Source organism: Paraburkholderia sp. BL23I1N1, assembly GCF_003610295.1.
Classification (GTDB): Bacteria; Pseudomonadota; Gammaproteobacteria; order Burkholderiales; family Burkholderiaceae; genus Paraburkholderia.
The window spans coordinates 6,712,674-6,733,983 of record NZ_RAPV01000001.1 but is presented as its reverse complement, the minus strand read 5'-3'; the positions used below and the strand labels follow the sequence as shown (position 1 = coordinate 6,733,983).

Genomic DNA, 21,310 nt, shown 5'->3' with positions numbered 1-21,310 from the left:
CTAGGCTAGCCGCTGGGCCATTTTTTGAGTTGCAACGAACTTGCAACGAGCCACCCATGCCCCAGGTTATTCCAGTCAGGAAAGCAATGAAACAACCGCTAAGAATCGATTTTGTCTCCGATATCGCATGCCCGTGGTGTGCAATCGGCCTGTCGTCGCTCGAGCTTGCACTCTCGCGCTTAGGCGACGCGGTCGAGGCTCAAGTCGTCGTGCATCCCTTCGAGTTGAATCCGGAGATGGGGCCGGAAGGCGAGGCCATTGTCGATTATCTCGGCAAAAAATACGGACGCACGCCGGCGCAGATCGCCGAAACGCAAGCCATGATCCGCGAACGCGGCGCAAGCGTCGGCTTTACCTTCGGCGCGCGTACGCATGTCTACAACACCTTCGATGCGCACCGCCTGATGCATTGGGCCGGTATCCAAGGCAAGCAGTTGCCGCTCAAACTGGCCCTGCTGCGCGCCTATCATTCCGAGGGCAAAGACCCGAGCAATCACGAAGTTCTGGTCGAAGCGGCCCAATCCGTTGGGCTCGATGCCGCGCAAGCTAATGAGGTACTGCGAAGCGGCGTCTATGCCGACGAGGTTCGTGCGGAAGAACGGGAATACCAGGCGAAGGGCATTCAATCCGTGCCGGCGATCATCTTCAACGGCCGCTATCTGGTGAGCGGCGGACAGCCCGTGGAAACGTTCGAGCAGGTCATCGGGCAGATTCTGGCCGAAGCGTAGGGTGGATTTCCGGCGCTCGATGTGTCGCCCGGCACGCGCCGTCAGCCGGATTCCGCGTGGGTTGGAGGCCGGCGAACCGGCCTGAAATGAACGTCAAATAGTGGGAAATCGGCGCGTGGCGTTTGCGTACGACGTTCACGTACGATATTAGGGAATGCCTAATTGAGCCGCGACTGTCCAGCGGCGTAAAATCGTGGCACATCGGTTTGGGGGCACCAGGCAATGCGTCTGGCTTCTCGTTGCGATTTGAGCCGCGATTTCCGCCGCGCTGTCAGCCACAACACCCGGCGACGCCCGGCGCCGTGGCACCTACGGCTTTTCCGACCCGCTCCTCGCCATGACGGTAGCGGCGGGCGCGGCATTGCCGCCATTGCCGCTCCATCCACGTCATGACCCCACTCATTTCCGTCAAAAGGCTCAACAAGAGCTTTCCCGGCGTGCGGGCGCTTCACGAAGTCCAGTTCGAGCTCATGGCGGGCGAAGTCCATGCGCTGATGGGCGAGAACGGCGCCGGCAAGTCGACGCTGATGAAAATCCTCGCCGGCGTCTACACCCGGGATACGGGCGAAATCCTCTATGACGGCCAGCCGGTCGAGTTCCTGAGCCCGCGCGAGGCGCAGGCCATGGGTGTCGGCATCATTCATCAGGAACTCCAGTTGATGAATCATCTGACCGTCGCCCAGAATATGTTTATCGGCCGCGAGCCGCGCGGACGCTTCGGCCTGTTCCTCGACGAAGACAAGCTCAACGCACAGGCGCACGACATTCTTGCCCGCATGCATGTCAATCTCGATCCGCGCGCGGTTGTCAGCACCCTCACCGTGGCCAGGCAGCAGATGGTCGAGATCGCCAAGGCTTTGTCTTTCGACTCGCGCGTCCTGATCATGGACGAGCCCACCTCGGCGCTCAACGACGCCGAGATCGCCGAACTCTTTCGCATCATCCGCGAGCTGAAGAACCGGGGCGTGGGCATCATCTATATCTCCCACAAGATGGACGAGTTGACGCAGATTGCCGACTGCGTCACCGTGTTGCGCGACGGCGAATATGTGGCCACCGTCACCGCGAGGGATACCAGCGTCGAAGCGATCATCGGCATGATGGTCGGGCGAACGCTGACCGACGTCACGCCGTCTCACAACACGGCAGGCCAAGGCGAGATCGCGCTCGAAGTCAAGCATCTGAACGCCGGCCCGCTTGTCAGGGGCGTGAGCTTCACGCTGCGCAAAGGCGAAATATTGGGCTTTGCCGGCTTGATGGGGGCCGGTCGCACCGAGGTCGCGCGCGCGGTGTTCGGCGCCGATCCGATCGAATCGGGCGACATTGTCGTGCGCGGCGTGAAGGCAACGATCAGGAAGCCGAGCGATGCGGTGGCGCGCGGCATCGGCTATCTCTCGGAAGATAGGAAGCGCTTCGGCCTTGCGACCGGCATGAACGTCGAATCGAACATCGTGATGTCCAACTTGCGCAAATTCCTGTCGCTCAACTTTTTCTTGCGGCGCGCCGAAATACGCCGGACAGCCTCCCATTTCATCAGTCTGCTTGCCATTCGTACACCTTCCTCGACCCAGGAAGTGCGGCTTCTCTCGGGCGGCAATCAGCAGAAAATTGTCGTGGCGAAATGGCTCGAACGCGACTGCGACGTGCTCTTCTTCGACGAGCCGACGCGCGGCATCGACGTCGGCGCGAAGAGCGAGATCTACAAGCTCCTGCGCTCGCTCGCCGAGCAGGGTAAGGCGATCGTGATGATCTCGTCGGAACTGCCGGAAATATTGCGCATGAGCGACCGCATCGTCGTGATGTGCGAGGGTCGTATTACCGGCGAACTTTCAGCAACCGAGGCGACACAGGAGCGCATCATGCAACTGGCGACGCAGCGCGAAACCTTAAAAGCGGCGTGAGCCTCAAGAGGTCTATTTCATGACACTGCCATCGGATACGTCGGCGCTGGGTAACAAGGAACGATCCTCGGGCCTGAGAGCCCGCGTTTTCAAGCCGGCCGCTCTGCAAAAACTGCTGGCCTTCGGGAGCCTGATCCTCCTGCTGGTCTTTTTCAGCTTCGCGTCTCCCGCGTTCATGCAGATGGACAACATGCTCGGGATTCTGCAGGCGACGGCGGTCAATGGCGTTCTGGCGATCGCCTGCACGTTCGTCATCATCACCGGCGGCATCGATTTGTCCGTCGGCACGTTGATGACATTCACGGCGGTGATTTGCGGCGTATTTCTGACCTATTGGCATTTGCCGATGTGGACCGGCGTGCTTGCCGCGATTGGAACGGGCGCGATCTGCGGGACCATTTCGGGCACGCTCACGGCGAAAATGAAAATACCGCCGTTCATTGCCACCTTGGGCATGATGCTGCTGCTGAAAGGTCTTTCGCTCGTCGTCTCGGCCGACAAGCCGATCTATTTCAGCGACACCGAAAACTTCTACAGAATCTCGCAGGATTCGCTGATCGGCTATGTGCTGCCGAGCCTGCCGGTGCCGAATGCGGTTCTGATTCTGTTTTTCCTGGCGGTCACGAGTTCGATCACGCTTAATCGCACGGCGCTCGGTCGCTACACATTTGCACTCGGCAGCAACGAAGAAGCCGTTCGCCTTTCCGGCGTGAATGTCGACCGGTGGAAGATCGCTATTTATGGTCTCGCTGGCGCAATTTGCGGCGTCGCCGGGTTGCTGATCGCCTCGCGCCTGAATTCGGCTCAGCCGGCGCTCGGGCAAGGCTATGAACTTGAAGCGATCGCCGCCGTGGTGATAGGCGGAACTTCGCTCAGCGGCGGCGCGGGCACGATTCTGGGAACGATCATCGGCGCGTTCATTATGAGCGTGCTGACCAACGGCCTGCGCATCATGTCCGTCGCTCAGGAATGGCAGATCGTGGTGACCGGCCTCATCATCATTCTCGCGGTGTATGCCGATATTTTGCGGCGCAAGAAAAGCTGAGGTTGCGCGAAACAAGATCAAGAAAAGGGAGCGCCAAAGGCTCCCCCGATGGCTGAAGGTCGATGGCCCACTTAGGAGAAGAAACCCCATGTTGAAAGGAAGACTAATCGGTGTCGTGGTCGGCGTTGGCGCGCTCATTGGCGGGGCGAGTGTGACGCACGCGCAAGACACCTACATCCCGCTGATCTCGAAAGGCTTCCAGCACCAGTTCTGGCAGGCGGTCAAATCCGGCGCGGAACAGTCGGCCAAGGAGCATAACGTCAGGATCACCTTCGAGGGTCCGGAAACCGAGGCCATGGTCGACAAGCAGATCGACATGCTCTCGGCCGCGCTTGCCAAGAAGCCCCAGGCGCTGGGCATCGCCGCGCTCGATAGCAAGGCTGCCATTCCGCTGTTGAAGCGGGCACAGGCCGCCAAAATACCCGTTATCGCCTTCGACTCCGGCGTCGACAGCGACATTCCGCTGACCACCTGTGCGACCGACAATCTTGCCGCGGCCGCGCTCGCCGCCGACAAGATGGCGGAGGCGATCGGCAATGCCGGGGAGGTCGGTCTGGTGGTGCACGACCAGACGAGCCGCACCGGCATCGATCGTCGCGACGGCTTCCTGAACGAGATGAAAGCGAAGCACCCGAACATCAAGATCGTCTCGGTTCAGTATGGCGGCGGCGACCACTTGAAGTCGGCGGAAATCGCCAAGACGATGATCCAGGCCAACCCCAACCTCAAGGGCATTTTCGGCGCGAACGAAGGCTCGGCTGAAGGCGCCGCGATCGGCGTCAAGGAGTCGGGCAAGAAACTCGTGCTGATCGGCTACGACTCTGGCAAGGAGCAGAAGGACGACATCAATTCGGGCTTGATGGCTGGCGCGATCACGCAGAACCCGGTCGGCATCGGCAAATGTGTGGTCGACTCCGCGGTGAAGGCGCTGAAGGGCGAGAAGCTGCCCAAGAAGGTCGACACGGGCTTCTACTGGTACGACAAGAGCAATATGACCGATCCCAAGATCGCCGCCGTACTCTACGATTGACCGTCGCCGCCAGGCGCGAAGGCAGAGGAGGGGGCGCGACGCTCCCTCTTCGTTGCCGCTCCGCATCGCGGGGGCGGGGCGGGAAGGTGGCCGCAAAGAGGGCAGGCGAGCACACGCGGCCCTCTTTGCTTATAAGCAGAAGTCGATAGCTGCCGCAGAGGAGGGTGTTCAGATGCCCACGATCACAAAGCTGTCCGTCCGGGACATTCGCTTCCCGACCTCGCGTTCACTCGACGGCTCCGATGCGATGAACGCCGCGCCGGATTACTCGGCGACCTACGTGACGCTCGAAACCGATTCGCCGAAGGGGCTCACGGGTCATGGCCTCACCTTCACCATTGGGCGCGGCAACGAGATATGCGCGACCGCGGTACAGGCGCTTGCTCCGCTCGTCGTCGGTAAAACGCTCGAGGATATCGCCGCGAACATGGGCGCCTTCTGGCGCGCGCTGACGTCGGACAGCCAGCTGCGCTGGATCGGCCCGGACAAGGGCGCCATTCATCTGGCGACGGCGGCTGTCGTGAATGCGGCCTGGGACCTGTGGGCCAAAGCGGAAGGCAAGCCGGTGTGGAAGCTGCTCGTTGACATGAGCCCAGAGGAACTCGTGCGTTGTCTCGACTTCCGCTATGTGACCGATGCGATCACGCCGCAGGAAGCCATCGCCATGCTGCATCGCCATGCAAGGACGCGGGGCGAGCGCGAGAAAGAAATGCTGGCGCACGGCTATCCGGCTTACACGACGTCGGCCGGCTGGCTCGGCTACGGCGACGACAAGATTCGCCGGCTCGCGCGTGAAGGCGTCGCGCAGGGCTGGACGCATTTCAAGCAGAAGGTGGGCGGCAATATTGAAGAGGACATGCGCCGGGCCCGCATCCTGCGCGAAGAAATCGGCGAAAACCTGAAGCTGATGATGGATGCGAACCAGGTGTGGGATGTCGATGAAGCGGTCGCGAACATGCGGCGCCTGGCGGAATTCGATCCGTGGTGGATCGAGGAACCGACGAGTCCCGACGACATTCTCGGCCACGCGGCCATCCGTCAGCGGATTCGTCCCATTGGCGTGGCGACGGGCGAACACTGCCATAACCGCGTGATGTTCAAGCAGTTGCTGCAGGCGCAGGCCATCGACTTCTGTCAGGTCGATAGCTGCCGCCTGGGCGGTCTGAATGAGGTAATCGTCGTGCTGCTGATGGCGGCGAAATTTGGCGTGCCCGTGTGTCCGCATGCGGGCGGCGTCGGATTGTGCGAGTCCGTCCAGCACATTTCGCTGTTTGACTATATTTGCGTGTCGGCGTCGCTCGAAAACCGGGTGCTCGAGTACGTGGATCATTTGCACGAGCATTTTGTCGATCCGGTTGTGATCCGGAACGGCCGTTATATGCCGCCGCAACGTGCGGGTTACAGCATCGAAATGCATGCGGCATCGCTCGATCAGTATGAATTTCCAGAGGGCCCGGCCTGGCGTGGCTGAGGCGGTACGCGTGGAGGCGTTGGCGCTTGGCACCGGTAGCAGCACACGGCGATGATGCTCAATTCCTTCAATACGCAGTGGCCGATGGTATATGTTGAATGGGTGGCGTCCCGGCCTTCGGGCAAGAAGGCAAGCCACCTCCGCGGAAGATCTGGTTTGCAAAACATCAGAAGAATTCGGCGTCGCGTTCAGCACTGACTGCGAGAGCGCTAACCAGGAGCGAGACATGGGCCCGTCAGATTCCACCGTGCCCGACGCAGGCCATTCCGGCGGGCGCGGACATCACCGGCCGGCGATGCCCGCACTGGCGCTTGCAGCGCTGGGCGTTGTGTATGGCGACATCGGCACCAGCCCGCTGTATACGCTGCAGACCGTGTTCGATCCCGCGAATGGTTTGTCGCTCAACGCGCTGAACGTGGTCGGCATCGTGTCGCTGATCGTCTGGTCGCTGATAGTCGTCGTGTCGCTCAAGTACGTCACGTTGATTCTGCGCGCGAACAATCACGGCGAGGGCGGCATCATGGCGCTGCTGGCGCTGGCCGCGTCGTCGGTCGTTACGCGGCCGCGCTTGCGCCGTACGCTGCTGGGCGTCGGCATCATGGGTGCCGCGCTGTTCTACGGCGACAGCGTGATTACGCCGGCAATCTCGGTGCTGAGCGCGGTCGAGGGGCTGGAGGTCGCGGCGCCGTTTCTCAAGACCTGCGTGATTCCGGTGACGCTGGCCGCGCTGGTCACCTTGTTCCTGATGCAAAAGCGCGGCACGTCCGGTATCGGCATCGTGTTCGGACCTGTCATGGTGCTCTGGTTCCTGGTGCTTGCCGTGGTGGGGGCCATCAACGTGATGCGGGTGCCCGCGATTCTGGTTGCGCTCAATCCATTCTCGGGGCTGGCATTTTGCCTCCATCACCGCGGGCTCGCATTCGTTGCGCTGGGTGCAGTTGTTTTGTCGTTGACGGGCGCGGAAGCGCTGTATGCCGACATGGGGCATTTTGGCGCGAAGCCGATCCGGCTGACGTGGTTCGCCCTGGTGTTTCCCGCCCTCGCCTTGAACTATCTGGGGCAGGGCGCGTTGTTGCTCGCCGATCCGGGGGCGCTGCAGAATCCGTTCTACAAGCTGTTTCCGCAATGGTCGCTGTATCCGATGATCGCGCTGTCGACGGTCGCGACCGTCATTGCGTCCCAGGCCGTTATTTCGGGTACGTATTCGATGACCAAGCAGGCGATGCAACTCGGCTTCCTGCCGCGCATGAACGTTGTCTACACGTCGGAAAGGGAAATGGGGCAAATCTACGTGCCAGGAATCAACTGGACGTTACTGGCCGCCGTTGTGGCTGCTGTGATCGGCTTCGGTTCATCGACGGCGCTCGGCTCCGCGTATGGCATCGCCGTCACCGGCACGATGCTGATCACGACGATCCTGACGTTCTTCGTGATTCGCTACGCGTGGCATTACAACTGGCTGCTATGCGTGTTTGCGACGGTATTCTTCTTCGTGATCGATGCGGCGTTCTTCTCCGCTAACTTGCTGAAAATTGTGCAGGGCGGCTGGTTCCCGCTTCTGATCGGGCTGATTATCTACACGATCATGGCCACCTGGGGGCAAGGCTGGGAGATGATGCGTGCTGAAGCGCGCGCGAGGGCCGGGACCATGCCGCTCAAGTCCTATCTGGCGACGCTGCTGGCCCGCTCGCCGATCAGGGTTGGCGGTACGGCAATCTTTCTGTCGCCTGATCCTGATGGCGTGCCGCATTCGTTGATCAACAACCTGATGCACAACCGCGTGCTGCACAAACGTGTCATTTTCCTGACGGTGAACAATGAGGAGATACCGTGGGTTCCAGAGAGCAAGCGCGTGAGCGTTCACGCTCTGGATTCGGACTGCTACCAGATCATGATCACGTATGGCTTCATGGACGAGGTCAATCTGCCGCGCGCACTTGAAATCTGCAAGACGTATGGCCTTAGCTTCGAGCCGGCGGAGACTTCCTATTTCCTCAGCCGCGCGACCTTGGTGCCCACGCGTGATAGCGGTATGGCGATGTGGCGCGAACGTCTGTTCTCGGTCATGTTGCATAACGTCGGTAACGTCGCGGCGTATCTCAAGCTGCCCGCCAATCGAGTGATCGAATTGGGCGCGCGCGTGGAAATCTGACTACGCCCGGCGCGCTTGCTTTCGAAAGGCTGACATGGGGGGATCCGCGCGGCGCTGCGGGAAACTATCTGCGGCGCGACGTTCAGTGCCGCACAGTTTTTCCCGCGAAGAGGATTCACATTCGATCGACGCCGCATCTGCCCTGATCGCCAGAAAAACGAGCCATCCAGGGAAGTAAGCGACCAGGGAGGGGGCGGAGTGAGATCGATCAGGGGGGCGGCATTCTCGATGCGGGCGGGCCTCGGGCCAAGTGCGCCCACCTGGGTGCTGTTGCAGCAGATTGTCGTGCGCGGTCTCGTCGCTGTTAAGTTTCTCGCGCTCGGACGCATTCTGGGGCCGTCGGCGATCGGGAGCGTCAGCATTGCGCTACTCGCGGTGGCGATCGCGGAATCGCTTTCCGATACCGGTCTTCCGCAGGCGGTCGTCCAGGGGAGCGATGCGCCGACGCGTTCGGATCTCACCGCCATCTGGACAACGCTCGCCACACGCGGCGTGCTGGTCGCGCTGCTGCTGATTGCGCTCGCGCCGTTGATGAACAGCCAGTTTCACCTCGGCAATGCACTCGCATTGCTACAGCTTGCGGCGGCGCTGCCGCTGATTCGCGGCGTCGCATCGCCCGCTTACTTCGTGGCCCAGCGTAATCGCGGCTTCCAGCACATTGCGGGGATCGAAATGGTCGCGGCGTTTGTCGATTGCTGCATTGGCCTCGCGTTCGCGTTTGGCGGCGCGGGGGCCTACGCATTGCTAATCGGCATGATCGTTGGCGATACGCTGAAAACCACCCTCACGTGGGCAACGATGACGCCGCGTCCGTCGATTCGACCCAAATGGTCGGGGATCGGACATTACATTGGCTTCAGCCGCTGGATCTGGGCCGGGAGCGTCGTGAATCTGCTGCTCAACCAGTTTGACAAGGTGGTTGTCGGGAAGCTGCTCGGGCCGGCGCAACTTGGCGCGTATCAGATGTCGTCAAAGCTCGCGCAAATGTTGCTGACGGACACGGCATTTGCGATGGGGCAATATCTCTTTCCGACGTTTTCCGCGCAACACCGGCACGACGCGCGCGTGGCGGCGCGGCTGGTCAGGCTGTATCTGGCTGTCGTGGCCGGCGGCCTGGCGATGCTTGTCGTGCTGCTGCGGATCATTGCCGAGCCGCTTTTCGCGTTGATTCTCGGTGCCGCGTGGATGTCGGCGGTCCCGCTCTTCAAGATTTTCGTCATCAACATGGCGATCGGCGCATTGATCGCTGTGCTCGTCGCGTACTTGCGCGCGGTCGGCGATGCGAAGGCGACGACGCAGGCGTCGCTGATACAGATGGTCCTTCTGTTCGCGATCGTGCCGCCTGCTACACACTACTGGGGTGTGACGGGCATCGCGTGGTCGATGACGGCCGGCATGGGTTCGGCTGCGACGTGGATGCTTTATCGGACCTTGAGGCGGCATGACGCGCCTGGTTTTTTGTAGGCCGGGTTTCACACGGCGGCGCGTCAGTTTGTTGTTAGAGATCAGCAGACGAGAGCGTTATCCGTTCGCCCGTGGCTGGCAATGTTTTCTGCTCGACAACCTGCAAAAGCCGGACCTTGCCAAGCTCGAAGGCAAGCATCAATTGTTTCGGACTCTCGTTGGCAGCGCCGAGTTTTTCACAAATCGTTTCAGCAGGGAGAGCAAAGGCGCAGTATCCCCAACCGAATCCGTAGGCCGAAAACCATATTGTCGAGTCGGCGGAAAGGAACGGTGCCGTAAGGCTCGTACGGGGCTGATCCATGACTGTCGCCTTCCTGACCTACAAGGGTGGAGTTCAATTCTCGCACAGCGAACTTACAAAAATCTTCTCTCCTCGGTGACTTGATGACTTGCCGCGAGTCACCGCCGTGGCGGTGCGGTTGACAGTACGCCGCCATATGCGGTCGTTAAACGCTAGCCACCGGAAGCCGTCACTCGCCGTATATCGTCAAGGCTCCGCTTTGAATGGGCTTCGCACGGAATCTCGACAATCGGGCCTGTTTCCACTGGCTAACCCGTACTCGTCAACGCGACGATAAAGTCGAGAAATACCCTTGTCTTGGCCGGCGTGTGATGCCGCGATGGATGGTACGCATAGAGCGGAAAGCGCTCATCCGGCCAGTCCGGGAACAGGTTGACAAGCCGTCCCTCCTGGATCAGATGCTCGGCGCCGAGCAGCAGCATTTGCGCGACGCCGGAGCCGGCCACACATGCGTTGAGGAGCGCGCTCGGATCGTTCACCGTCAGGCGTCCATTCGTTTCGACAACCAGCTTTTTGCGCTTGCGATGAAACTCCCACGGATACGGCTTGCCAGTTTCCGGGTTCCGGAATTCAAGACACTTGTGCACCCCGCGACCCAGGTCTTGAGGCTCCACTGGGCGCCCCCGGCGAGCGATGTAAGAGGGTGCTGCGACAGTGACGACCGCGGTGTCCAGAAGCTTTCGCGCAATCAGACTGGATGAGCGAGGTTCGCCAAATCGCAAGGCCAGATCGAAGCCGTCCATGATGAGGTCGCCGAGCTGATCTCTCGCAATGAACTCGAGTTCAAGTTCAGGATGCGCATCCATGAATTCGTCGAGCTTCGGGCTCAGAACAGTTCGCAAAAAAGCCGGATCAAGATTGATTCGCAGCTTCCCGCGCACGGTCGCGGTGCCCCCTGCCGCGGCTGTGGCCGCTTCCTCCATGCCCCTTAAGTGCGGCATGACCTGCTTATAGAAACGTCGGCCTTCTTCGGTCAGGGAAACGGCGCGGGTCGTCCGGTTGAAGAGCCGTATTTTCAGCCGCTTTTCGAGCCGGGCGATTGCCCGGCTAACCCCGGGCGGCGACATACCCATCAATTCCGAGGCGGCAGCGAACGTCCCCGCATCGACGACGGCAGCAAACACGCCGATACCGCTGGAGAGATTTGCGCTGGACGATCTCATCGGCGCTGCATCCTGGGCGGTTAATGGTCAAAAATCGCACTATGACGCATTAGTAACTATTCGTCACCTCACAAGTGTCATTCGTGTCATTTAGTTTCTCGTCGCGTTTACCCACAATGCATCCCAACAGGACGTTTCAACTTCAACGACTCAAAGGAGCATTGTCATGAATACCCAATCATTGTTCATTCGTAAGCACCTCGCGACGACCGTCGTAGACGGCGAGGCGAGGTGCTTACACTAATGGCGGGCACGGCGAGAAGGGCATCAACGGCAACGTCGCGCTGCCAACGGGACAATGGGCGCACGTTGCGGTCACGCTATCGGGCACGGAAGCCACGCTGTATCTGAACGGCAGCATGATCGGCAGCGCGACCGATGTGATCTTCACGCCGTGGCGCGTCGGTCCGAGTGCACAAAACTGGATCGGACGCTCGCAATATGCGGCCGACTTGTTCTTCAACGGATTGATCGATGAGTTCCGCATCTATCGCGGCGCAATGTCGGCCGATCAGATTACGGCCCTTGTGCAAGGTACGTAGCCTGTGAGCGTCAACTGATTCGCTATATGTATGGGACCGGGCCCAGGAATTCGAAGCTCGGTCCCGTTTTGACCGTAGTAATCGCGCCGTGCCACAGGCGTTCGAAAGTGGTCAATCAAAAACCGTTCTGCAATACGAAACAAACGCTCCGATTGGTTTCCTCTTCCTCCGCAAAGCCGCCATGTCTTTTGGCATGGGATTGATAACCTGGCTTCGCACCTGGTTTGGTGGGTGACCAGACGGCTCTTGTCGTTTGAATAAATTCGGCAGCGGCCAGGATACCGGCGTCGGTATAGGGCGCCGTCCCTTTCCAGTATCGCTGCATCCCGACTAGCGGCTTATCCGCATTCGGGTCGGCCTCGCAGAGCGATGAAATTAGATAAAGCAGCGACTTGTTGTAGACCAGTGGCACTTCCCAATAGGAACCCTCGGTCTTGTTGTCGAGCCCGAAGACCCGGAGCCCACTGACACGCTTGCGCAGTATCGGCAATCCGACATTCATCCGGTCGAATGTGATGGCCGCTGCCAGCATGATCACTTCAACGCGCTGCGTTGAGGATGCCGGAAGCCGCGCATCGAGTGCTTCGATGAAGCGCTGCACGTAGATCGCGCCCGCACTGTGACCAATCAGCGTGACCCGGAGTTGCGGATTTTTGTCCCACGCGTCGCATAAGTGGTTCAGGAACGCGGTGCCACCCGCGTCGGCGTCATTCGAGAACGAGTCGTCGATGAACCGCTTCATTTCCCCCCAGATTGGTGAGCCCAGGCGCTCGGCCAGCCCCGCCGCGATGAAGAGTTCTTCGACAACCGTCGTATACAAGCCGTGATCGTGCCCAGAATTCAGTCGCTGAATGATTCTTGCAAGAGGATTTTGCGGCCCGCCGAGATGCTTGGGGGAAAACAGACGGCGCTTCTCGGGAACCGCCTTCCCGGCAGTTACCAACCATTGCGCAAACTGATCCAGTTCAGTGCTCGAACAGGGGAGCTGTGCTCCTGCACGCTTCGCCCAAGCGTTGTCGTAGAGTTTGGTGGAAGACGCCAACGCCTTGAGGGTCATTGGCGCCGCCTTACCGACTTTGGCCGATGGTCGCTGCCCCTTGAGCGATTGATCAGTGTCGAGCACCGCGCAGATCTTGCGGGCCACTGTATTCACTGCATAGTTGGCGGCATTGATGAAACCCGGATCGTCGCGATAGGGCTCGAGAATCGCTTCCACCGTAGTCAGTAGATCGGCCTTCCAGATGAAGAAGAATGGGTAGGCGCCGCTGTCGGTGTAGCCCTCGATCAACTGGCCGGCAGTGCTTAGACCAGCCGCTTCCGATACCAATCCGCCGTGGAAAAACACACACAGGTGTCCCGATGTGCCGTTTTCTTTGAAATTATCGAACGCCTTGCTGAGGTCGAGGGCCGTGGTCTTATTGAACCTGCCGTATTGCAGATCGATGTCGTGAAGTGGATCGATCGGAAGTGGTGCTGATGCTTTCGGCATGACGTTTCCTCCCTTCACGATCAGTACGGGTTCGCCGTGACTGGCGACGTGAACGGCGCCGCGGCGCGCAAAACCATCCGGTCGACGGCGGCACCTCGCGCAACGAGGTGCACGCCTGTGCGGGTGTCGTCAGTCAGGAATCTCGGGCTCAACTAACTTTGCCAGCTGAACCAGCGACTCCTGCCAGCCGAGGTAGCACATCTCTACAGGAATGACCTCGGGCACACCCTCCTGCACGATGGAGAGTTTCGTTCCGCAAGACACCTGATGTAATGAAACAGTGACGTGCATCTCGCCGGGCAGGTTCGGGTTATCGAATCGGTCCGAGTAGCGGATTTTCTCGAACGGCACCAGTTCGATGTACTCGCCGCCGAACGAGTGGCTATTGCCGGTGCCGAAGTTACGGAAAGACATCTTGTGAGTGCCACCCACGCGGGCATCCATGTGGTGGACCTGACAGGTGAACCCGTAGGGAGGCAGCCACCTCGCTATCGCATCGGGTTCGAGGAAGGCGCGATAGATGCGTTCGGGAGTCGCGCGCAAGACGCGATGGAGACGAATTGTTCCGGTAGTCATGGTGTGCTCGCCTTTCACTGGAGAAGTTGAACATACCCCTACGACGATTTGGCGATGCCGGATTCGACATAGGTCGGGATCGGGGAAAACCCGTAGGCGCCGATGCGTTTCAAAGTTAACCGCTTTTATCCGGCCACCACGCGGTTGCGGCCATTGTGTTTGGCCTTGTAAAGCCGCTCATCGGCGACGCGTAAGAGGGTGTCGATCGTGTCGCCGTCCCGTCCGAACTCCGAGATGCCAACACTGACGGTAACGGCGACGGCCCGCCCGGTTCCGGTATAGAACTCCTCGGTGGCCACGGCGCCGCGGACGCGCTCCGCGATCGACCGTGCGGCTTCCAGCGCGGCTTTAGGTAACAGCACCATAAACTCTTCGCCACCAACCCGCGCCACGCCGTCATAGGGGCGAATGGCATCAAGGCATTTCTGCACGAATCGCTGCAACACCTCGTCACCCACCTGATGGCCGTAGTTGTCGTTGATTAATTTGAAGTTGTCGAGATCCAGTGCCAGCAGCGAGAACGGCGCCCCCTCACGCCTCGCGCGTGCGATTTCCGTCTCCACGAGTTGGATAAACTCGCGCCGGTTTGCAGCGCCCGTCAGCGGATCGGTCGCGGCGAGGTGCTCGAGCTTGTGATTGGTGCGTTGGAGTTCCTGCAGCGCGCTTTCCGTGCGTGCCATCGCCTCGGCGAGGCGTGCCATCAGTTCTTCCTGGCTGTAGATCGTCGAAAAGGAGCGCGTTGTGCGAAACGCCTGGACGACGCCATAACTCAGCAGGAAAAAGCCGGCGGCGAAGATCGCGTGCGCCAGCCACCACATGTGATTCCAGGGCTTGCCGAGAATGAACGCGAGAGACGAAAACGCGAAGGCAGTGATCGAGATGCCGTAGATCACCATCAGCGGCGAGCGAATGCGACGCAGCATCAGCGCCATGACGTTCAGCGTCGAGAAGATGAGCGCCCCGCCTTCCATGGAGAGTCGCACCGCGAGGTCGCCCGCAATGGGCGAGTTCGCAATGAGTCCGACGACCAGGTCGATCAGGACGAACACGACGACCCACATCAGCCACGGGCCCGCCTTCGAGCGCCGCTCGATCGCGTCCGGCGCGCGGTGATACGAGAGGAGTCCGACAAACAGCAGCACCGACATCACCAGACGCGATGCCGGGCCGTAGAGCAGGAATAGCCAGATATTATGGTGAGCCATGCCGGTGAACGCGCCGTGCAGCGCATAGACCAGTACAAAGCCCAGAAAGCCCAAAGTCAGCCAGCGCAACAGCGGTTCGCCCGACGACAGATAGCAGCGCCATGTCACATAGGTGACAAACAGCCCCTCGAGCGTCGCCGCTGCGATTGCGATTTCGTGGAACGCGTGGTTTTCGAACTTCAGGCTTGGGTCTTGAAAGAAAGCCAGATAGGCAATCAGGTAGGCGGGAATGAGCGCAAAACCAATGATCAACAAACTTGAGTAGACCTTGGTAACGATCCCGATGATGCGAGGCGGTTCTTCGATTGAGATGGTCGTGCTCATGTGCCCCTCTCCGACAATATGACTGTGGTTATTCGCATCGCCGAGCGATTGACGCGTGAATCCACCGACTCGGACTCGGCACCATACCGTGTGCAGAGCCAAGCATACCGTGCAACGGGCGCCTGAGCGACAGTGTGCGATAAAAAACGGACTGCGATGCACGTTGGCGACACATTGGTGGGGCGATCTGCTGCCAACGCAACGCGTCTTAGGCGCTTTCTATGCGCTGCGCATCGCGTTCGCACGACGATCCCTTTCGAGCAGCCCATACAACGCGCTGTCCGATACCTCGTCGCCAACTATCCAGCGCTCGCGCAGCAACCCTTCGCGCGCAAATCCGAGCCGTTCGAGAAGCCGCGCCGATGCGGCATTGCGTGGGTCGATATCCGCCTCGATCCGCCGCAGACTCAACGTGTCGAACGCGTGCTCAATCAGTGCGGAAGCCGCCTCGGTCATATACCCACTTCCCCAATGATTGCGTTGCAGACTAAAGCCTATCTCCGCTCGACGGCATTGTTCGTTCACGTTGAAGAGATCGCAATGTCCGAGAACGGCGCCAGTTGCCCGCAACTCGACTACACAGACGAGGGCCTCGCCTTCCGTTGACGTCTTCAATAAACGCGTGACACGCTCAGTGGCCTGATCTAAGCCGGTCATTGCCGGAAACGAGAAATAGCGCATCGCATCCGGGTCCGACCAGATCGCGAACAACGCCTGCACATCCTCATGACGAGGCGGCCGCAGAATGAGACGCGGGGTATTCAGCGTGACGGACTTGAAAAAAGACATGAAGGGTTGGAGGCGTGGAGGTGGACCGGGTATTTAATCACGCGAGCCACGTATCAACAATCGCGTGTTTCGAAGACTGGCAAGCAGGACTGACATAAATCCTGAGTCCCCAATGCAAGAACTCCGAACGATCACCGCCTCAACCTGCGTCTGACTCGTCCCTCGACGAATCCTTGAAAGTGAAGATCACCTATCGCGCTCGCCCAGGCGTTTACCCAGCAAGTCGCGAGCGCCCTTTCAACAGACGAATCCGCGCGCATAAGACGGGCCGTCGCGACACGCAGGCGAGCGAACGCATATTCCCTGCGCGCGCATTCCCGAAGCCGGACAGATGTGCCTTCACGCATCGCTGACAAGTGAAAGGAAGCGAAAGAAACCTGGGGAGGTAGAACGCGGTTCTCGCACCGCGGTGTCGCAAGGATAGGCCCGTGGCCGATCACGCGTCCAGGTAGGGCTTGCGCGAGGGTGGTGACGGCCGGACTTCGGTCATTCGGTCTCGCGCACGCCGCAGTCCCCCCGTTTAGACGAGTGCGACCTTGCCGGTGGCGAGGTCATACATGCCGCCAACAATGTCGATCTTCTTGTCCGCGTAGAGTTTCTGGACGATCGACGGTGTGCGCTTCAGTCGAGCCACCTGCCGTCGCACGTTCTCGGTGGCCGCGTTGTCCACCAGGTTGCCGGTCTGCGTCTCCTCGGCGGCGATGACGGCCGGTTTGATCGCGGTGATGAGTTCCGGTAAATGGCCCGGAACGACAGCCTTGGACTTTAGCACCTTGATTGCGGCGTCGACCGCACCGCATCCGGTATGGCCTAGCACCATGACGAGCGGCACGCCGAGGAACTCGGAGCCGTATTCGAGGGATGCAAGCATATCCGGGTTCACGACGTTGCCCGCGACGCGTAAAACGAAGAGATCGCCCGGCCCCTGATCGAACGCGAACTCGGGCGCCACGCGCGAATCGGCGCAGCTCAGGATCGAGGCGACCGGATACTGCCCCTGCACACGGGCGGCGCGACCCGATGAGAAGTCGCGCTCGTTCGGCGTGTTGGCGGCGTAGCGCGCGTTGCCCTCCATCAGCCGCTTCAACGCATCCGCAGGCGCGATCGAGTTTTGCGGTGGCGATACGCCTGGCGCTGGCGGGCTGGCCGCGATAGCGGCGCTCACGCTCCATGGTAGGAGCGCCGCGAGTGCGCCGGTCTTCAGGAAACATCTGCGCGATACCTGAGGCTCGTGCTGCGCGTCACCACACACATCACACATTTGAATACCTCCGACATTGCCCGGCGCATTTGGCCGCAAACAGACGTCTTGACGCATCGCAACGCAACTGGCCCACCGAACACCTGCCAGGTGCTCCTCATGATCAATTCACCTGCCTGGTTTTGAGTCTATACCGTCGTCAGGCGCACTGCCCAGAAAACCCCGCGATTGCCAGGAGCAGACCGTGGCGGCGTATGGCGGGTTGGCGCGACTGGGTCTACTGGTTACGTGCGGCTTCCCGATCAAATCTGCAGCGTCCGTTGCCGCGGCACGCGACTGTCCGGTCCAACCGCCCCCCAACGCAAGCTCGAAGAATCAGTTTGACCAAATGACCAGATTGGAATAATGTTCATTTCAGACAACGTGGAGCATCCGATGGACACCCTTCTGGGCAAAACAGCGGTCATTACAGGCGCGTCTTCCGGCATCGGTAAGGCGATTGCGCGTCGCCTCGCAGGCGAGGGCAGTCACGTCTTCATCGCCGGGCGCAGTTCAGAGCGGCTGCAGGAAGTTGCCCGGTCAATCGAAACCGCCGGCGGCAAAGCAAGTATCGGTGCTTTCGATCTGCACGATTACGACGCATTGCACGCTTTCGTCGCCGAGGCGGCCAGCCGAACCGGGCGCCTCGACATCATGGTCAATGCGGCTGGCGTTCACCATCCGGGCACCATTGCAGACGGCAAGACGTCGGACTGGCAGGCCATGTTCGAGGCGAACGTGATCGCCGTACTCGCCGGTAGTCGGTCCGCAATCCGTGTTATGCGTGAGACCGCGAGCAACGGGCATATCGTGACCATTTCTTCGTACGCGGGTGAAGGCAACGCCTATCACGTCTACGGCGCGACGAAGGCGGCGGCCAATTCGGTCTGCCGGGCATTGCGCCACGAACTCGCGGACGAACCGATACGCGTGGTAACCATCATGCCAGGCGCGGTGGCCACCAATTTCGGGCGGCACTATCCGCCTGAATTCGTCAATGGCATGTTCAAATCGTTCGGTATCGCGGCCGAGTTCAAGACCGGTGGCGTACTATCGGACGCGATGCTCGAGAAACTTCACACTCACGCTTCGTCCATCTTTGCGTCGCCCGATGACATTGCCAGCGCGGTTCTATACGCGGTTACCCAGCCTCATGATCTCAGTGTCTCCGAAATCCTCGTCGGACCTCGCAAGTCTTTCCCAAATGCAGCCTGACGCGACCCTGCCCGGTGGCGACAAGCGTGATCGGATTCTCGATTCGGCTTTAATGCTGTTCCTGCGCTATGGCGTCAAGCGAACCTCTATTGACGATATCGCGCGCGAGGTCGGTATCGCCAAAGGCACGATTTATCTTTCTTTCGATTCAAAGGCTGCGCTATTCGCTGCGATCGCCGACCGGCTTTGCGCGACCACGCTTTCGAACGCCGAGCAGATCGCGAGCGGCGTCACGCCGCCGACCGAACGGATCGTCGATGTACTCGACTGCTATATCGGCGAAACGCATCGGCTTGTTTCCCAGTCGCCGCATATTGCCGAATTGACCGCGTCACGCGAAGCGCTGGCGACGCAAGCGTTCCAGACCCTGGACAGGCAAATACGCGCGTTGCTGAACACGCTTCTCAGCGAGGCCGGCATCGATCGGGACGGGGCGGATGCGATGTTCATTGCGGCTGGGCTCGGAACGCTACAGACGGGCGACAACGCCGCGCAGCCATACCGGGCTCGACTGCGCGCAATGGTGGACACGTTGATGGCGGGGCTCGCCTGCCTCGCTAAAGTATGATGCGTTGACGCGGATGCGCCTTTAGCCAGGTGATCTTGTTTTTCCGGAACAGAAATTCGACACCACCGGTAATTTTCTCGACGATATCGTTCTTGCGGGCAATCATTATGGCCATGTCGAGAGTAACGTTTTCAACGCCGATCATCGGTGTTTCCCAACCCGAAGGACGCAGCGAGTTCCGGCCCTTTCGCAAGTAAGCGGCCGACTTCGTCGCGTCGACGCGCTGCCCATAATGCGAGTACCTGTTCGACGTGCAATTCGGAATTGCTCGATAGGGCTTCGGCCAATGCTACGGCATCATCGGCTGCTTTCGAGGTGCCAGAAGCGGTATGGGGGCGGACTGTGCAGGCGGCATCCCCAATCAACGCAACCCGTCCGACAGAGAAGCCAGGACTTAATGCGTCGAAAATTGATTGGAAGAATGGTGCCTGCGTTTCGCGTACCAGTTGCTGGAATGTAACGGGGAGATACCGGGTTGCCAGTTCGCACAACTCCGCGAAGGACTCAGTTGATAGATGGCCGGGACTAATAGATGCGTGATGCCGATGTCCATGTTTGTCCGTTAGATGTCGGTGCATCGCCGCCTCATCCGTTTCGTTTCGATACCAAAGCCAGTTGAAGCGTCGGCCGCCGGGCTCCAGTGATCCGTCGAGGCCGGGAATCAGGAATGCCATAAACATATGTCCCGGCTCACGGAACATGGTGAAGTTATTTACGAGCGCTTCAATTTCCACCGGTGAGAAGGCCGATTCGTCGACAATGCCACGCCAGGCGACGTATCCTGCGAATCTTGATTCGTAGTCTGGGAAAAGCTTCGCCCGCGCGCGAGAGCCGATTCCATCCGCGGCGACGAGAATGTCCGCGCTAACACTTTCCCCGCGGTCAAAGTCAATCTCAATCACTTCGTCATGCTCAGTAAAGTTGATTACTTCCTGTCCGTACGAGATTCTGTCTTTCGACAGCATGGCGCAGAGCGATGGATATACGGTGTCCCAGGAGGAGAACGGCAGTTTCTCAGGCTCCTCGGACAGCACATTTCCATTGATGTCGATACGCCGTCGCATGATCGTCGGCACGCTGATCATTTGCTGGGTGTAGTGGCCATGCTGTTCAAGGAATTTCATCATATGACGCAGCACGGCGACACCGCCACCTCGTCCTCGCAACGGGACCTCCGAGCGCTCGTACACGTGCACGTCGTGTCCGATACAACTGAGCGTGAGCGCACTCGAAAGTCCCGCAATTGATCCACCGGAGATGACGATTTTCATAGGTTAAAGGAGGTGAATTATGCGGCTCTCCGTCCACGGAACACCGCAGGGACGCCTACCTGTGGCATCGAACAAGATCGTCTATTCGACCAGTTCAGATTTAACCATCGGCGCAGCGCGCGTTTTTTCAAAAACGCACGGTATCAATCAAAGTCTACCGGTGCGCACGATTCCGGCTTCATCAGTGAGCAATATACGAAGGTGGTAGTGATGCATTCCTTTTCGTGCGGTGCCGATCCCCACGCATAACTATTCCGGAGACGCTATTCAGCCTATTCTGCTTGAAACACGGAACCGATGCGAAGCGGCGCGATTTATCGGAAGAGTACGCTGGAATGCGGACTCATGCGTTCGATCGCAACGTTAAGGTTACGTTAAGGTGGATTCGTTCAGAATCGGTGCAACATTCTGGTGTCAATTTCGACCATAGAGGAACTCCATGCCTGGAATTTTTCGCATCGCTGCTATTTTTGCTTTGGTGGGCGCTTCAATGGGTGCCGCGTCGGCAGCGGCGCCGCAGCCTAGTTACGTAACAACCGTCCAACTGCACGACGGCAAGCGCGTGACATGCTCTGTCAATGAGCCGGCTTCAACGTTATTGTCTTCACACGATCGGCAGGCGTTGACCGCCAGCGAACGAAACGAGGCCGAAATCGATGCTACGGCTGCCCTCCGGAGAATCCCCAGAAATCGGGGCGACGCTGACACGTCGGACGTGCAATGTTCATAAGTAGGGAGTCCGGAGCGATATCGGGTCTTGCAGTCTCAGGTGATTTGCGAGTACCGGTGGCCGATCGTTCGGGTTTCATTGCTTCAGCGCCGCCACATAAGCTGAA

The 21,310-nt window shown here is 59.7% G+C and carries 18 protein-coding genes and 1 pseudogene; 10 read left to right on the top strand and 9 right to left on the bottom strand.

Annotation, left to right across the window (positions count from 1 at the left end; translation table 11 throughout):
* The first annotated feature begins 86 nt into the window (after window positions 1-86).
* The 7 genes from B0G76_RS31445 to B0G76_RS31415 all read left to right on the top strand — a co-directional run bounded on the left by B0G76_RS31445 (window position 87) and on the right by B0G76_RS31415 (window position 9,791).
* Window positions 87-728, top strand: a complete 642-nt coding sequence (locus B0G76_RS31445; protein ID WP_120295928.1) for a DsbA family oxidoreductase — start codon at window positions 87-89, stop codon at window positions 726-728.
* 389 nt (window positions 729-1,117) lie between these two features.
* Complete coding sequence (locus B0G76_RS31440; RefSeq protein ID WP_120295927.1) at window positions 1,118-2,629, top strand: sugar ABC transporter ATP-binding protein; 1,512 nt, start codon at window positions 1,118-1,120, stop codon at window positions 2,627-2,629.
* 19 nt (window positions 2,630-2,648) lie between these two features.
* The gene (locus tag B0G76_RS31435; RefSeq protein ID WP_120295926.1) at window positions 2,649-3,674 is read left to right on the top strand and encodes an ABC transporter permease; all 1,026 of its coding nucleotides are present in this window, start codon (window positions 2,649-2,651) and stop codon (window positions 3,672-3,674) included.
* Window positions 3,675-3,762: 88 nt separating this feature from the next.
* Window positions 3,763-4,704, top strand: a complete 942-nt coding sequence (locus tag B0G76_RS31430) for an ABC transporter substrate-binding protein (protein ID WP_120295925.1) — start codon at window positions 3,763-3,765, stop codon at window positions 4,702-4,704.
* Between the two features lie 172 nt (window positions 4,705-4,876).
* Window positions 4,877-6,175 (top strand): L-fuconate dehydratase, encoded by a 1,299-nt coding sequence (locus B0G76_RS31425; protein ID WP_120295924.1) that lies wholly within the window; start codon window positions 4,877-4,879, stop codon window positions 6,173-6,175.
* Between the two features lie 226 nt (window positions 6,176-6,401).
* Complete coding sequence (locus B0G76_RS31420) at window positions 6,402-8,327, top strand: potassium transporter Kup (protein ID WP_120295923.1); 1,926 nt, start codon at window positions 6,402-6,404, stop codon at window positions 8,325-8,327.
* A gap of 198 nt (window positions 8,328-8,525) precedes the next feature.
* Window positions 8,526-9,791 (top strand): oligosaccharide flippase family protein, encoded by a 1,266-nt coding sequence (locus tag B0G76_RS31415; RefSeq protein WP_120295922.1) that lies wholly within the window; start codon window positions 8,526-8,528, stop codon window positions 9,789-9,791.
* Between the two features lie 34 nt (window positions 9,792-9,825).
* On the opposite strand, the gene B0G76_RS31410 is transcribed toward B0G76_RS31415, so the two are convergent.
* Together B0G76_RS31410 and B0G76_RS31405 are read right to left on the bottom strand one after the other, a co-directional pair.
* Window positions 9,826-10,092: a hypothetical protein gene (locus tag B0G76_RS31410; protein ID WP_120295921.1), complete on the bottom strand. Its 267-nt coding sequence runs from the start codon at window positions 10,090-10,092 to the stop codon at window positions 9,826-9,828.
* A 248-nt stretch (window positions 10,093-10,340) separates the two neighbouring features.
* The gene (locus B0G76_RS31405; RefSeq protein ID WP_120295920.1) at window positions 10,341-11,255 is read right to left on the bottom strand and encodes a LysR family transcriptional regulator; all 915 of its coding nucleotides are present in this window, start codon (window positions 11,253-11,255) and stop codon (window positions 10,341-10,343) included.
* A gap of 251 nt (window positions 11,256-11,506) precedes the next feature.
* Here B0G76_RS31405 and B0G76_RS31400 point away from each other — a divergent pair.
* Window positions 11,507-11,797, top strand: a pseudogene (locus B0G76_RS31400) (LamG domain-containing protein); the annotation flags it as partial.
* 115 nt (window positions 11,798-11,912) lie between these two features.
* Here the strand turns inward: B0G76_RS31400 and B0G76_RS31395 are convergent.
* From B0G76_RS31395 to B0G76_RS31375, 5 genes are all read right to left on the bottom strand, one after another.
* Window positions 11,913-13,286 carry a hypothetical protein gene (locus tag B0G76_RS31395; RefSeq protein WP_259460782.1) on the bottom strand — a complete coding sequence of 458 codons (1,374 nt, stop codon included), beginning with the start codon at window positions 13,284-13,286 and terminating at the stop codon, window positions 11,913-11,915.
* Between the two features lie 129 nt (window positions 13,287-13,415).
* Window positions 13,416-13,862 carry an SRPBCC family protein gene (locus B0G76_RS31390; protein WP_120296939.1) on the bottom strand — a complete coding sequence of 149 codons (447 nt, stop codon included), beginning with the start codon at window positions 13,860-13,862 and terminating at the stop codon, window positions 13,416-13,418.
* A 125-nt stretch (window positions 13,863-13,987) separates the two neighbouring features.
* A complete protein-coding gene (locus B0G76_RS31385; RefSeq protein WP_120295918.1) occupies window positions 13,988-15,391 on the bottom strand; it encodes a GGDEF domain-containing protein in 1,404 nt (467 codons plus the stop codon).
* Window positions 15,392-15,610: 219 nt separating this feature from the next.
* A complete protein-coding gene (locus B0G76_RS31380; RefSeq protein WP_120295917.1) occupies window positions 15,611-16,180 on the bottom strand; it encodes a GNAT family N-acetyltransferase in 570 nt (189 codons plus the stop codon).
* A 520-nt stretch (window positions 16,181-16,700) separates the two neighbouring features.
* Window positions 16,701-17,267, bottom strand: coding sequence for a carbonic anhydrase (locus tag B0G76_RS31375; RefSeq protein ID WP_259460781.1), 567 nt, complete (start codon window positions 17,265-17,267; stop codon window positions 16,701-16,703).
* Window positions 17,268-17,816: 549 nt separating this feature from the next.
* Between B0G76_RS31375 and B0G76_RS31370 the strand changes: the two genes are divergently transcribed.
* Window positions 17,817-18,635 carry an SDR family oxidoreductase gene (locus tag B0G76_RS31370; protein ID WP_183082182.1) on the top strand — a complete coding sequence of 273 codons (819 nt, stop codon included), beginning with the start codon at window positions 17,817-17,819 and terminating at the stop codon, window positions 18,633-18,635.
* On the top strand, window positions 18,625-19,203 hold the full coding sequence (locus B0G76_RS31365; RefSeq protein WP_183082181.1) for a TetR/AcrR family transcriptional regulator: 579 nt from the start codon (window positions 18,625-18,627) through the stop codon (window positions 19,201-19,203). Before B0G76_RS31370 ends, B0G76_RS31365 begins: the two co-directional genes overlap by 11 nt.
* Here the strand turns inward: B0G76_RS31365 and B0G76_RS43080 are convergent.
* Window positions 19,193-19,348 carry a hypothetical protein gene (locus B0G76_RS43080; protein ID WP_183082180.1) on the bottom strand — a complete coding sequence of 52 codons (156 nt, stop codon included), beginning with the start codon at window positions 19,346-19,348 and terminating at the stop codon, window positions 19,193-19,195. The two genes, B0G76_RS31365 and B0G76_RS43080, sit on opposite strands and share 11 nt — an antisense overlap.
* Window positions 19,335-20,474 carry an FAD-dependent monooxygenase gene (locus B0G76_RS31360; RefSeq protein ID WP_120295913.1) on the bottom strand — a complete coding sequence of 380 codons (1,140 nt, stop codon included), beginning with the start codon at window positions 20,472-20,474 and terminating at the stop codon, window positions 19,335-19,337. Before B0G76_RS31360 ends, B0G76_RS43080 begins: the two co-directional genes overlap by 14 nt.
* Window positions 20,475-21,310: the final 836 nt, after the last annotated feature.

Excerpts from the sequence above, each read along its gene's own strand:
- B0G76_RS31385 (WP_120295918.1), bottom strand. The coding sequence starts at position 15,391 with ATGAGCACGACCATCTCAATCGAAGAACCGCCTCGCATCATCGGGATC.
- B0G76_RS31405 (WP_120295920.1), bottom strand. The coding sequence starts at position 11,255 with ATGAGATCGTCCAGCGCAAATCTCTCCAGCGGTATCGGCGTGTTTGCT.
- B0G76_RS31410 (WP_120295921.1), bottom strand. The coding sequence starts at position 10,092 with ATGGATCAGCCCCGTACGAGCCTTACGGCACCGTTCCTTTCCGCCGAC.
- B0G76_RS31425 (WP_120295924.1), top strand. The coding sequence starts at position 4,877 with ATGCCCACGATCACAAAGCTGTCCGTCCGGGACATTCGCTTCCCGACC.
- B0G76_RS31435 (WP_120295926.1), top strand. The coding sequence starts at position 2,649 with ATGACACTGCCATCGGATACGTCGGCGCTGGGTAACAAGGAACGATCC.
- B0G76_RS31440 (WP_120295927.1), top strand. The coding sequence starts at position 1,118 with ATGACCCCACTCATTTCCGTCAAAAGGCTCAACAAGAGCTTTCCCGGC.
- B0G76_RS43080 (WP_183082180.1), bottom strand. The coding sequence starts at position 19,348 with ATGATCGGCGTTGAAAACGTTACTCTCGACATGGCCATAATGATTGCC.
- B0G76_RS31360 (WP_120295913.1), bottom strand. The coding sequence starts at position 20,474 with ATGAAAATCGTCATCTCCGGTGGATCAATTGCGGGACTTTCGAGTGCG.
- B0G76_RS31445 (WP_120295928.1), top strand. The coding sequence starts at position 87 with ATGAAACAACCGCTAAGAATCGATTTTGTCTCCGATATCGCATGCCCG.
- B0G76_RS31420 (WP_120295923.1), top strand. The coding sequence starts at position 6,402 with ATGGGCCCGTCAGATTCCACCGTGCCCGACGCAGGCCATTCCGGCGGG.
- B0G76_RS31380 (WP_120295917.1), bottom strand. The coding sequence starts at position 16,180 with ATGTCTTTTTTCAAGTCCGTCACGCTGAATACCCCGCGTCTCATTCTG.
- B0G76_RS31390 (WP_120296939.1), bottom strand. The coding sequence starts at position 13,862 with ATGACTACCGGAACAATTCGTCTCCATCGCGTCTTGCGCGCGACTCCC.
- B0G76_RS31395 (WP_259460782.1), bottom strand. The coding sequence starts at position 13,286 with ATGCCGAAAGCATCAGCACCACTTCCGATCGATCCACTTCACGACATC.
- B0G76_RS31365 (WP_183082181.1), top strand. The coding sequence starts at position 18,625 with ATGCAGCCTGACGCGACCCTGCCCGGTGGCGACAAGCGTGATCGGATT.
- B0G76_RS31370 (WP_183082182.1), top strand. The coding sequence starts at position 17,817 with ATGGACACCCTTCTGGGCAAAACAGCGGTCATTACAGGCGCGTCTTCC.
- B0G76_RS31430 (WP_120295925.1), top strand. The coding sequence starts at position 3,763 with ATGTTGAAAGGAAGACTAATCGGTGTCGTGGTCGGCGTTGGCGCGCTC.